The 13,749-nt window shown below is 59.4% G+C and carries 2 protein-coding genes and 2 pseudogenes; 3 read left to right on the top strand and 1 reads right to left on the bottom strand.

From position 1 onward, the window contains the following. Positions 1 to 142: 142 nt before the first annotated feature. A pseudogene (locus PMI20_RS30845) lies at positions 143 to 1,633 on the bottom strand (type VI secretion system ImpA family N-terminal domain-containing protein); the annotation flags it as partial. A 446-nt stretch (positions 1,634 to 2,079) separates the two neighbouring features. On the opposite strand from PMI20_RS30845, the pseudogene PMI20_RS30015 reads away from it, so the two are divergent. The 3 genes and pseudogenes from PMI20_RS30015 to PMI20_RS30005 all read left to right on the top strand — a co-directional run bounded on the left by PMI20_RS30015 (position 2,080) and on the right by PMI20_RS30005 (position 13,741). Beyond that, positions 2,080 to 3,791: pseudogene (locus PMI20_RS30015) on the top strand (ShlB/FhaC/HecB family hemolysin secretion/activation protein). A 25-nt stretch (positions 3,792 to 3,816) separates the two neighbouring features. Continuing rightward, positions 3,817 to 10,380 carry a two-partner secretion domain-containing protein gene (locus tag PMI20_RS30010; RefSeq protein ID WP_502945113.1) on the top strand — a complete coding sequence of 2,188 codons (6,564 nt, stop codon included), beginning with the start codon at positions 3,817 to 3,819 and terminating at the stop codon, positions 10,378 to 10,380. Continuing rightward, a complete protein-coding gene (locus PMI20_RS30005) occupies positions 10,334 to 13,741 on the top strand; it encodes a DUF637 domain-containing protein (RefSeq protein ID WP_502945125.1) in 3,408 nt (1,135 codons plus the stop codon). The genes PMI20_RS30010 and PMI20_RS30005 overlap by 47 nt, the downstream gene beginning before the upstream one ends. Positions 13,742 to 13,749 lie beyond the last annotated feature (8 nt).

Here is a 13,749-nt window from a genome sequence, read left to right as displayed (position 1 = left end):
ACGAGAGAGTTCAGCTCATTGCAGCAGTATCAGCTTGACGGGAAGTTGTTGGGAGTCGGTTTTGTAGGGGGATGTCTAGCCAATATCCGCTACAGGCATTCAACCACTCAAAGAAGTCGGCTGCTGGAGTTGGTTTGGCAATGAGGTAACCCTGCACCTCATGGCAACCCAAGCTATCCAGTAACTCACAGACGGTAGGGTTTTCTACCCCTTCGGCAACGAGCCGCAGTTGCAGAGCCAGACCAAGCTGAATGATGGCTTTAACGATTTCTCGTTGCTTGGAGTCGTGTAGTTGAGCGACAAACGATCGGTCGATCTTCAGTTCGTCGACCGGCATCCTCGAAAGATAGGAGAGCGATGAATAGCCTGTGCCAAAGTCATCTATCGACAGCGTAAAACCTAACTGGCGCAACTGTAACATTGATGCCAGGCACTGCTCTGGATTGCGCATGGCACAAGACTCTGTGATCTCCATGCAAAACCAGGCGGCTTGCGCCCCAGTTTGCTTGAGCAACCCCTCGACCTGCTGGGGAAAGTTCGGCGACTCTAGATCCTGCATACTTAAGTTGACGCTGATCCGGATTTTCTGGAGTTGTGTTTGAGCACAACTCAACAGCATGCATTTACGCAATAGCCAGAGGCTAAGTGCACAGACTTTGCCAGCCCTTTCAATGACCGGTAGGAAAGCGTTCGGAGCCAGTAAGCCAAAGCGTGGATGCAACCAGCGCACCAGGGCTTCGGCACCGACGACTCTACCGTCGACGAGCGTCACTTTGGGTTGTAAAAAAACTCTTAACTCTTCCTTGGCTATGGCTGTATCGAAGTCGTCCAAAAGCACCATCGCCTGTTGGCGCTCCTGTTCCTTATCCTGGAGCACACGGCAATAAGTCTGGCTGCAATCATCCAGGACAGTCTCGGCAGTATCGTGTAACTCCTGAGTCACGGAGTTATGCTTTGGAGATTCGAATATCACTCTCTCATTACCAATCGCTACACCTGAGGAGGGCAGTTGGGTAACTACTGGTTTGATCTGTACCACCATAGCCTCAATCGCGCCGGACGCGTGTCGACTGTCAGCAGTACGTTGCACTCTGTTTTTTAATCGGCGGGAGATCGGCAGTAATAACGGGGCATCGTCTCCCAGTTGCTTAGTGCACACGGCGTCTAGCCCCTCAAGATGCTCCACCAGACAACGGAACAGCGGTAGCTGATCCTTGATCGAAATATTTTCGTCCAGCACCTGTTCAAGGCGCGACACCAACCAGCTGAGGGCTGCGGAACGGCTTCGAGTCTTGCTCGGATGGATCTCTGCCCAGTGGTTTTCGCATAGGTAATGCAGCAGGCTGAGCCCGGCTAGTAATCCCTGAAAAGACTCTCGTTGGTACAGCGCCCAAGTCAGCCATGCACCGACACGTAGATCCTTGGACTGACGCAGCAGGGCTTCACTATTCTCAATGATCTTCTGCCAGTCGATCTGATCGTCTTTGTGCTTGGGCTGCCCTTTGCTCAGCTCGCTTTCTAGCGCTTCGTATTCGCTTGAAAAGCGAACATCCTTGCCCGCAAAGCTCTCTTTAGAAGCAGAGTAATTGGCGAGTTCAAGATAATGCACAGAAAGTCTGCTTGAGTAGGGCATCCACAGCCTCATTTCAATGGCGCTCTGGGACGTTTTTGACATTGCGGGGGGGCTGGGGCGAATCAAAGATGCAATGTAAGGGACGCATCCAGCCGAGCGTCACATGGCACCCGTCGCAATCCTCATGAGCGGTCACTGCAGGTCACCCACCGTATATGTATTGTGCGTCAGAGATCTCCTTGTACCAGATGAGGGAGATTCAAAACTTGAACAATATTGAACAGCTTCAATCTCCTGTTTTTTTGAAAGGGGAAATTTGAACAATTCTGTCGAATTTCTTTTTGCCCTGAATCCTTATGAGACATTGCACAGCAATGGAATTTGGCTGTGCCAGCGGACCTCTGTGGCGGTCCGTTTTTTACAGGCAATGTTGATTTAACTGCCGCTGTTCTGTTGGCCGTTATTTCAATGTCGAGTTCTCGGCTTTGTCTTTCGATGGATCGAATATGAATTTCTTATCGCCACGGGGCCGACTTTTTCTGGGGCTGTCACTGTTGGGGCTCAGTGCTCAAGGCAGTGTGTATGCGGCGTCCACCCCGGGTGAAACCGACCTGATCCGTCAACGCCAGAACCTTCTGCTCGAAGAACAGCGTCGGCGTCTGGAGGAACTCAAGGAGTTGCCCGGCAAAGAGGTCGCTCCCACCGTACCGACTGCCCCGGTCGATACGCGTTGTTTCCCGATCAAGAGCATCGAACTCAAGGACGCTGATAGCCTTTCTGCCAGCGAGCAGGAACACCTGCTCAAGCCCTATATCGGCCAGTGCCTGGGCGTCGGTCAGCTCAATGAGCTGCTCAAAGTCATCACCGATCACTACATCGAGAAAGGCCTGGTGACCAGTCGTGCCTATCTGCCGGAGCAGGATCTGTCCGACGGTCATCTGAAAATAATCGTGGTCGAGGGGCGGCTTGAGGGGGTGAGGGGTGCAGCCGACAACCAACTGTCCGAGCGCGAGCTGGCCATGGCCTTTCCCGGCAAGGTCGGCGCACTGGTCAACCTGCGGGAGATCGAGCAGGCGATCGACCAGCTCAATCGCTTGCCTTCCAATCAGGCGCAAATGGAATTGTCCCGGGCCAGGAGCTTGGAGGCAGTGAGGTTCTGGTCAAGAACACGCCACAAAAGCCTTGGCGTGCCAGTTTGTCGCGCAATAACGACGGGCAGAAAAGCACCGGCGAGCAGCAGTGGAACACCGGTTTTGAATGGGACAGCCCACTGGGCCTGGCGGATCAACTGATCCTGCATGGGGGCCATGACGCGATCAGCGATCACCAGAAAACCTCGAAGAACGCGATGCTCTATTACAACGTTCCCTGGGGCTGGTGGAACTTCAGTTACACCTACAGCCAGAGCGAGTACCGCGCCCTGGCCCAGGCCAACGGCTTCGACTTCAAGCAGACCGGCGATAGCCAGAATCACCAGTTGCGTGCCGAGCGCGTGATCCACCGCGATGCGGTGAGCAAGACCTCGCTCAATGCTGGCCTGGCTTATTTGCGCACCAACAATTTCATCGAAGACAGCAAGCTCGAACTGAGCAGTAACCGTATCAGCGAGGCCCAGTTCGGCATCAACCACGGTCGGCGCATCGGCAGCGCCTTCGTCAACCTTGATCTGGGGATGCAGAACGGTATTGGCGCCTTCGATGCCCAGAGCAATGGCCATCCCGGCCCCGGCGAGCCGGATGCGCGCTACCGCAAATACACCGCCACCCTGAGCTATCTGCAGCCGTTCACGTTGTGGGGCGAATCCTTCAGTTTCACCAGCCTGATGACCGGCCAACGCAGCGAGGATGTGCTGTTCAGCCCGCAGCGTTTGAGCCTAGGTGGTTCATCGTCGGTGCGCGGCTACAAGGATCAAACCCTCACCGGCGACAGCGGCGGTTACTGGCGCAACGACCTGCGCTGGAGCCGGCCGGTGACCCTTGGCTGGTTGCGCCCGGTGTTTGGCGAGTACGGCGCCAGTGTGGGCTATGACCAGGGCGTGATCCGCAATGACCGTTACAACGACAACGTGCATGGCCGGGTGTCCAGCAACTCGCTGGAGCTGTTTGCCCGGGGGCAGTACGTGTCGACCCGCGTGACCTTCGCCCATTCCCTGGAACGCCCGAACGTGATCACTGAGCGCGAAGCGCCGATCTATTTCAGCCTGGATTTCTTTCTTTGATTGAAGCTTTTTCGAGGCCTTCGACATGTACGCTCGCCACCTTGCTCTGCTGGCTCGCCAGCCTTCTGCCGCCCTGAATACCCACGAGCACTTCTGCGGCCTGTCCAAGCGTGGCCTGGCGTTCATTCTGGCCAACGCCATGTTCTGGCAACCGCTGTGGGCCCAGGCGGACGGCATCGTGGTCAGCGCGCCGGGCACCAGCCTGGGCCAGGCGGGCAACGGCGTACCTATCGTCAATATCGCCGCGCCTAACGGCAGTGGCCTGTCGCATAACCAGTTCAAGGATTACAACGTCGGTAGCAACGGCGTCATTCTCAATAACGCCGCGGTCCGCACTCAGGACACACAACTGGGCGGCATCATCCTCGGTAACCCGAACCTCAAGGGCGCTGCGGCACAAACCATTCTCAACGAAGTCAACGGCGGTAGCCCCAGCCAACTGCGCGGTTACACGGAGGTGGCCGGCCAGTCGGCCCATGTCATCGTCGCCAACCCCTACGGCATCAGCTGCAACGGCTGTGGCTTTATCAACACCCCGAAAGCCACCTTGACCACCGGTAAACCGGTGATCGAGAACGGCCAGCTCAGCCGCTATCAGGTCGATCAAGGCCAGGTGGTGATTGAGGGAAGCGGGATCGATGCCAGTAACATCGACAGCTTCGAAATCATCACCCGCAGCGCCCAGATCAACGCGCAGATCAACGCCAAGCATCTGGCGGTGATCGCTGGTGCCAACGACGTTGACGCCACTACCCTGAACGCCACCGCCCGCGCCGCCAACCCGGCGGACGCTCCACAATTGGCGATCGACTCCAGCGCTCTGGGCGGCATGTACGCTGGGGCAATCAAACTGGTGGGTACCGAGGCGGGTGTTGGGGTGAAGCTGGCCGGTAATCTCGCGGCCAGCGGCGGTGATATCCAGATCGATGCCAACGGGCGATTGAGCATGGCGCAGGCCGCCGCGACAGGGGCCATCGCCGTCAAGGCCGCCAGTGTGGACGTGCAAGGACCGGTGTATGCCGGCACCACCCTGGACGTTAATAGCCGGGGCGACCTCAACAGCCAGAAAACCTTGGCCGCCCGCGACCGTATCAGCCTTTCCAGCGGTGGTCAGCTGACCAACCACGACATCGTCGAGGCCGGGGTCAACGCCGACAACAGCCGTAACAGCAGTGGCGACCTCTACGTCACCACACAGGTGCTCAACAACAGCGGCACCAGCCTGATTGCCAGTCGCAACCTGACCGTCAGCGCGACTCAAGCCCTGAACAATCAGGGTGGCACCTTGAGCGCCAAACAAGCGGCGACGATCAGCACCGGCACCCTGGATAACCAGAACCAAGGTAGGGTGCTGAGTACCGGCAGCCTGAACGTCAACGCCAACCAGCTGCTCAATGCCCAAGGCGGCCTGGTGACCAGCAGTGGCCCGTTGAGCGCGACCATCGGCCAGCTGAACAACCGCAGTGGCGAGTTCTCCAGCCTGGACGCCATGGCCCTGAATGTCGCCAGTCTGGATAACGTGGCAGGCTTGGTCTCGACTGGAAAAAGCCTGAGCCTGACCGCCAGCGGCGCGATCAACAATCAGAATGGTCAGCTCACCAGCCAGGAGGCACTCGACCTCAAGGCCGGTGCGCTGGACAACAGTGCCGCGGGGCGTGTTGCCAGTAACCAGGCAATGACCGTGCAGGTCGATCAGGCTCTGGTCAATGCCAAGGGCGTGATCGCGGCCGGTACGTTGGACCTGCGCAGCATGATGCTGGATAACCGCGAAGGCCTGCTCAGCAGCCGTGGCGAAGCGAAGGTGATGGTGGCCGGGGCTTTTCAGAACCAGGCCGGCATCCTGATCGGGGACGGTAATACCCAACTGAGCGCCGCTCGCCTGGATAACAGCGGCGGGCAGATCTCCAGCAAAAAAGACCTTACTGCGCACCTTGCCGACAGCAGCAATCAAAACGGTTCGCTGGTTGCCGAAGGTACGCTCAAGCTCGACGGCACTACCCTGGATAACCGCCAAAACGGCCTGGTCGGCGCCACACAAGGCGTCGAACTCAAGGTCGGCAGTGTCGATAACCGTGGCGGCGAAGTCTCGAGCAAAGGCACAGTCAGCCTGAGCGGCCAGCAGCTGGATAACAGCGATGGCGGCCGGGTGACGGCGGGCACCAATCTGACGTTGGCGGTGGATCAGGTGCTGAACCGCAATCAGGGGCAGCTCAGCGCCCAGACCGGTTTGAGCCTCCTGGGCCAACGTCTGGACAACAGCGGTGGCAGCCTGCTCAGCCAACAGGGTGTCGATATCAAGCTCAGCGGCGATGCTGACAACCGTCAAGGTCTGATCAGCAGTGAAGGCGTGCTGAGCGTACAGGCGGCGAATCTCGACAATCGCCTGGGCAGTCTGTCCAGTGCAGGCCCCTTATCGGTAACGACACAGCAGGCGGTGAATAACCAGGGCGGTCAACTGGTCACCGATGGCACCCTGGAGGTGCGCAGTGCCAGCCTGGACAACAGCCAGAAGGGCACCCTCAGCAGCCTGGGGGCCCTGAAGATCAGCACCGGCGCGCTCGACAATAGTCACTCCGGTACGGTCAGCACCCGTGACACCCTGGAGATCAGTGCCGGACAGCTGACCAACCAGGACGGTGGGAGCCTCAGCAGCAGCAAAGCGCTGACGGCCAAGGTCAGCGGCCTGGATCAGCAAGGTGGCCAACTCGTCAGTGAAACCTCGGTGGACCTGGACCTGAATCATGGCCAGTTGAACAACCAGGGCGGCCTGATCAATGCGCCGCTGCTGATGCTGAACAACCTCAAGGGAGTGAATAACCAGGGCGGGGAAATCTCCAGCGCCCAGGCCTTCACCCTGGCTGCCGAAAGTCTGGACAACAGCAATGGCAAGCTGCTGAGCAACCAGGCCCTGACCCTGCGCATCGAACAGGTCCTGAACAACCTCACCGGCCTGATTGCTGCCCAGTCCATCGATGGCCGTGCCGCCAGCCTGGACAACAGCGGCGGCACCCTGACCAGTCGCAGTGACTTGCTGCTGAACGTTGCAGGCCAGCTCAGCAACCAGAACGACGGGCTGATCAATGCCACCAACACCCTGACCCTCAACAGTACGGGTTTGAACAACCAGCAGGGTTCGCTGCTGGGCAGTGCCATTGCCATCGACCTCGGCCAGTCCACCGGTGACCTGAACAACAGTGCCGGGCTGATCACCACCGCCGGTTCGCTGACCATCACGCACCTGCGTGACCTGAACAACCAGGATGGCGAAATCTCCAGCACGCAAAGCCTGGACCTGACCGGCCGTACCCTGGATAACAGCCGCGGTAAGCTGATCAGCAACCAGTTGCTGACCCTCAATGGCGGCAGCCTGATCAACCAGGGCGGCCTGATCTCCGGCTGGCAAGGCCTGATCGTCAAAGGCAACGACCTGGATAACCGCAACAGCGGCACCCTTTCCAGCCGTGATGGCGACCTTGATATCGAGCTGAGCAATCAACTGCTCAACAGTGGCTCCGGCGCCCTGGTCAGCCAAAAACAACTGACCGTCAAGGCCGCCAGCCTCGACAACAGCGCCCAGGGCATTGTCTCCAGCGGCGGCGAGCAAGCCCTGGTCGTCGACGGCGAGCTTAACAACGCCCAGGGCGGCCTGATCGACAGTGGCACAGCCCTCGACGTGCAGGCGCAGACCCTGAATAACAGCGGCGGCGCCATTCAGGCGCAGCAGCAGATCAGCATCACTGGCAGTGCTCTCGATAACAGCGCCGGCACCCTGAGCGGCAATGGCGCGGTCACTCTGGATCTGCTCGGCGCCTTGACCAATACCAACGGCAAGCTCGCCAGCGGCGACACGTTGCTGATCAAGCGCTCCAGCCGGATCGACAACCAAGGCGGTCAACTGGCCAGCCAGGGTTTGCTCACCCTGTTGACCGGCACCCTGGATAACCGCAATCGCGGCACGGTGGCGGCGTCCCAGGCGCTATCGCTGACGGCTACGGACGCGGTGCAGAACAGTGGCGATGGCCTGATCTACAGCCAGAGCGCCGATCTTTCCCTTAAGGCTGACAGCCTCGATAACGCCAAGGGCGCTATCCAGAGTCAGACCGGTCTGAGCCTCGACGTCGCAGGGGATATCGACAACCAGAGCGGTAAGGTCATTGCCCAGACCGGCGATGTCAGCCTCAAGGCCAACATGATCGATAACCGCGGTGGCGTCCTGGCCAGTCTCCAGGGTGCCCTCGAAGCCCGCACCGTTGGTGTACTGCGCAATGGCTACGACCTGAACAACAACCGCCAGGGTGGCATCGTCCAGGCCCAGAGTTTGAACCTCACCACCGGCAGGATTGATAACAATGGCGGACGTATCTCCGCGCAAACTGGCGATGCCGTGGTCACCACCGGCGACTTCGACAACCGCGATGGCGGCCTGTATGGCAAAGGCGCGCTCAAGGTCACGGGCAACAACTTCGACAACAGCGGCGAGGTGCGTGGCCAAGTGGCCGCAGGCCTGATCGACCTCAACCTCAGCGGTGCCCTGAACAACCAAAAAGGCATTATCGAAAGCGACAGTACTCTGAAAGTACTCGCCGCCAGTGTGGACAACCAGAATGGCCAACTGCGGGCCCTGGGCACGGGCGGTACGACCGAGTTCCAGATCGGGGGGCTGTTCGATAACCGCAATGGCACCCTGGAAACCGCCAACCAGGATTTTGAGTTCCAGGCCGGTAGTTTTGAGAACGCCGGCGGTACCGTGCTGCATGTCGGCGCAGGCACCTTCGACATCGCCATGGCCAACCTCAATAACGCCAGCGGTAGCCTGATCACCCGCGGCAGCCTGACGGTCGACCAGGACAGCTGGAGCAACAGCAGCGTGATCCAGGCCGGGCAATTGACGGTCAAGGTCAACAACCTCACCCAGACTGCCGACGGCCAGTTGCTGGCCTCTGACCACTTCACCGGCAGCGGCGTCAACTGGAACACTGCGGGCTTGATCGCCAGTGACGGCAGCTTCGACCTGAGCCTGGCGGGCAGCCTGAACGGCAGCGGTCGTATCAGCAGCCTGGGGGCCATGAACCTCGCGCTTGGGCAACTTGACCTCGGCAGCACCGCCAGCCTGGCCGGCGGTGGCGATACCACCGTGAAGGTCAGTGGCTTGCTCAACAACTCGGGGCGCCTGACCTCGGCCGCCGATCTCACCCTGAGCGCTGCGAGTGTCAACAACTACGGCACCCTGGGCAGTGCGCAGCAGCTCACCCTGACTACCGGGGCGCTGCTCAATGACCATGCGCTGATCTTCAGCGGCGGCGATATGAGCCTGCGGCTGGATTCGCTGAACAACAGCTACGCCGATATCTACAGCCTGGGCAACCTGAGCATTGACCGTGACGGCCAGGGCGGGTTGGCCAGCAGCATTCTCAATAGCTCTGCGAACCTTCAGAGCGACGGCAATATGAGCCTGGCGGCGAGTACGATCCAGAACGTCCGCGCCATCCTCACCACCAGCAACCCAGGCATTTACACCGCCAGGATTAGCGAAATCGCCTGTATCGAAGGCGTCAACGCCGGCGACTGCGGCGGCAAGCGTAACCACGTCTGGGAGCTTGTCCAGCGCGACAAATTCGAGGTCACCGAGGCCAGTGCCGCGTCCAGCATCACCTCCGGCGGCAACCTGAACATCCAGGGTGGCGACCTGCTGAACCAGAGCAGCACCATCGCCACCGCGGGCAACCTGGTGGCTACGGTCAACAACCTGACCAACAGCGGCATCGAAACCGGGGAAACCGAAACCACGCGGGTATTCATCTCAGAGCGGACGAGTAACGCTGGACGCTGGTACGACGCGGCCGATGCTGTCACCGACAAATACTGGTTCGAGAGCCCGGGTTACACCCCTGATGATCTGGGTGGCTTGCAGGCCGCTATCAGCCGCTTTATCGGGATAGCTGAATCCGAGCTGACAGGACTCGGCAAGACGCAAACACTGGCCACCAGCGATCAAAGCTACGCCGCGGTGATCCAAGCGGGCGGCGGGGTGAACATCCAGGCGCAGAACAACATCGACAACAGCGTGGTTCGTCCTGGCTACACCTATGTCGGCAGCGGCACCAAAACCGATACCGGCGCCTCGGGCGCGAGCGGTGCAAGTGGCTACTCGACCCGCATCACCCTCAACCAGCAATTACCACCAGACCTGGCCCAGCAACAGGTCAACCCGCTGAGCCTGCCAGGGTTCAGCCTGCCGACTGGGCAGAATGGATTGTTCCGTCTGAGTGGGGAAACCAGCAGCACCCCGGCACAGCGAGCCGCAAAGCTGGGCCATGAGCGGTGCGGCCATCAGCATCGCGCAACGTCAGCAAGGCTTGCCGGGCAGCGAGGGACAGGCTGTTCAGTCAGGCGATGCCGCCGCTGCCGCCGCCGGCTCGATCACCGCCGCCGGGGGACAACGCATCAGTCGCGTGCAAGGCCTGCCCGACACGGCTGGCCGCGCCAACCCGAACAAATACCTGATCGAAACCAACCCGGCCCTCACCGACCTCAGGCAGTTCATGAGTTCGGACTACCTGCTGTCCAACCTGGGCTACAACCCGGATGAGAGCTGGAAACGCCTGGGCGATGGTTTCTATGAACAACGGCTGATCCAGCAGGCCGTGGTGGCTCGCACCGGCCAGCGTTTCCTCGATGGCCAGACTTCCGACGAGGCGTTGTTCAAGTACCTGATGGACAACGCCCTCAAGAGCCAGCAGCAGCTCAACCTGGCGGTCGGCGTCAGTCTGACCGCGGAACAGGTCGCGGCCCTGACCCATGACATCGTCTGGATGGAAACCGCCGAAGTCAACGGCGAGCAGGTGCTGGTGCCGGTGCTGTACCTGGCCCAGGCCAACAACCGTCTGGCGCCCAATGGCGCGCTGATTGCCGGTAGTGATGTCAACCTGATCGCGGGCCAGGACCTGCACAACGTCGGCACCCTTCGCGCCAGGGCCAACCTGTCGGCCCAGGTCGGTCAGAACCTGGTCAACAGCGGCCTGGTGGAGGCCGGCAAACGCCTGGACCTGCTGGCCGGCAACAACCTGACCAACAAAGCGGGCGGCATCATCGCCGGACGCGACGTCAGCCTGACCAGCGTCAACGGCGACCTGCTTAACGAGCGCACGGTCACCACCCACGAGAGCAGCAGTGGTTATCGCAGCGAACGCACCGACTTCGTCGACAGCGCCGCGCGCATCGAGGCGGCCAACAACCTGAGCCTCACTGCCGGGCGCGACGTCAACAACGTCGGTGGCGTGCTGAAAAGCGGCGCCGACACCACGATCAAGGCAGGGCGGGATGTCAACATCGCCTCCGCCGAGCAGATCGTCAGCGGTCAACGCGGTGCTCACCGCGATCAAACCATCACCCAGTACGGCTCCACCCTCGAAGCGGGCCGCGATCTGACGGTCAGTGCCGGTCGTGATATCAGTGCGATTGCCAGCCAGATCGAGGCCAAGCGCGATATCGCCCTCGCGGCCACCGAGAACCTGACCCTGGCCTCGGCAGCGGATGAGCAGCATTCCTACAACAAGACCAAGAAGGTCACCAGCCAGGAGGACCATGTCAGTCAGGTGGCCACCACGGTGACGGCGGGCGGCGACGTCACCCTCAGTGCGGGCAAGGACATGGCATTGGTTGCCAGTCGGGTTACGGCGGGTGATGACGCGTACCTGGTCGCGGGCGAAAAACTCGAACTGTTGGCCGCGCAAGACAGCGACTACTCGCTGTACGACATGAAGAAAAAGGGCAGTTGGGGCAGCAAGAAAACCCAGCGCGATGAAGTCACCGATGTGAAAAACATCGGCAGTGAAATCAAGACCGAGGGGGACCTGACCCTCCAGAGTGGCGGGGATCAGAAGTACCAGGCGGCGAAGCTGGAGAGCGGCAAGGACCTGGCCCTTATCAGCGGTGGGGCGATCACCTTTGAAGCGGTTAAGGACCTGCATCAGGAAAACCACGAGAAGAGCAAAGGCGATCTGGCCTGGAACTCCGCGTCCGGCAAAGGCACCACCGACGAGACCCTGCGGCAGACCGAAATTGTCGCTCAAGGGAAGTTGGCTATCCAGGCCGTAGATGGCTTGAAGATCGATATCAAGCAGATCGATCAACAGACCGTTAGCCAGACCATCGACAGCATGGTGCAGGCTGATCCCAATCTGGCTTGGCTGAAAGAGGCCGAAGCTCGTGGCGACGTAAACTGGCAGCTGGTCAAGGAACTGCACGACTCCTTCAAGTACAGCAACTCAGGCTTGGGTGTCGGCGCTCAACTGGCCATCGCCATCGTCATGGCGGCATTTGTCGGTCCCGCTGCTATGGGGGCATTGGGAGGGGCTGGAGCAGGCACAGCCATGGCCGCAGGAGGGGCGGCGGTTGCCACCGGAGCCGCGACCAATGCTTCGATCAGCCTGATCAATAACAAGGGCAATCTCGGTGACGTCATTAAAGACGTGACCTCCAGCGATGCGCTTAAGGGTTATGCCATCTCCGGCGTTACGGCGGGCCTTACCACGGGCTATTTCGATACCTGGACTGGCACCACCACCGACCCGATCACTGGCAAGATCACCACCAACCTGAGTACCTGGAAAGGGATTGGTCAGTTTGCGGCCAAGCAGGGTTTACAAAATGGCACGTCGACGGCGCTGGGCAAGATCATGGGCCAAGGCGGCGACCTAGGCGATGCCTTGCAAAGCACGCTGTTTAATACCTTGGCGGCTGCCAGCTTCAACGCCGTGGGTGACTATACCAAGGATCTCTATGCCGACGGCAGCCTGCAAAAAATCGCCATTCACGCCATGGTCGGAGGTCTCCTAGCCCAAGTCAACGGCGGTGATTTCAGGACCGGTGCCTTGGCAGCCGGTGCCAACGAAGCGATGGTCGATCAACTCAATACTTTGGTGAGTGGTGACCCAAGTCTGCTGAACATGAGTTCGCAGTTGGTGGGAATGTTGGCAGCGGCCACGCAGCAGGATGCCGACATCGACGACCTGAACACCGGGAAGTGGGTGGCGGAAAACGCCACCCAGTACAACTACCTGAATCACGATCAACTCGCGGAAGCTGCCAAGGAACTGCGGGCCTGTGCCGATGCCACCTGTCGCGAAGCGCTGGTAGCGCGTTATAAGGACCTGAGTTTTGCTCAGGACCTGGAAGCCGCAGCAGCGTGCTCAGCCAGTCCAGCAAGTTGCGCGGCTTACTCCAAAGAAGTGGCCAACACCATGGCCAATCTGGATGATATTTACCAGACCTTAGGGGATGGTCCGACTCAAGAGTGGGAAGCTCTGCGGCAGTCCAACCTGGGCTTCCAGGACATGCTCGCGACGTTCACCGCCGGGCATACCTCGGCGTCAATTGCTGAGGCGATGCAGCAAAAATGGGGATTGTCGGACGAGGAAACCAAGGTTGTTGCTGAGAATCTGGTACTGGTGGCAGCGGGTAGTGTCGCCGCGACTGCTGCTAAAAAGGCGCTGTCTACTTTAAAAGCAAAAAGTGATGAGGCTGCAAAAGCAACTGGCGCGGTCGAAGAAACGGCTGGCTCGATTAAGAATGTCAATCCGGGCTTTCCTGAAGCTGGTCGAACTCATAACTGCGTGAACTGTTCAATTGCGACTGATGCAACTCTGGCTGGAAATCCAGCTTCGGCGCTTCCGATAAAATCAACAGATGGCGTTTCAATTACAGTACTGGAAAAGCAGTTTGGTACAAGATTTGTATCGGTCTCATCTGCGGATAATATTTCTCAGAAAATGATTGATATTGGCTCAGGCGCGCGAGGTGTTGTGTATGGATCGTATGGTCCTGGTCAGCCTGGTCATGTGTTCAATGTCGTAAACCAGAATGGTACTATCAGATTCTTAGATGGGCAGACAGGCAAGGCTGCCGATCTTAGTAAGTTTACATCGTTTAAGTTTTTGAGGACTAACTAGTGATAACT

Source organism: Pseudomonas sp. GM17 (genome assembly GCF_000282175.2).
Lineage (GTDB): Bacteria > Pseudomonadota > Gammaproteobacteria > Pseudomonadales > Pseudomonadaceae > Aquipseudomonas > Aquipseudomonas chlororaphis.
The sequence above is the reverse complement of the archived record's forward strand: the minus strand, read 5'-3'. Positions and strand labels throughout refer to the sequence as shown.

Coding starts and splice junctions, on each gene's coding strand:
- PMI20_RS30010 (WP_502945113.1), top strand. CDS start 3,817: ATGTACGCTCGCCACCTTGCTCTGCTGGCTCGCCAGCCTTCTGCCGCC.
- PMI20_RS30005 (WP_502945125.1), top strand. CDS start 10,334: ATGAGTTCGGACTACCTGCTGTCCAACCTGGGCTACAACCCGGATGAG.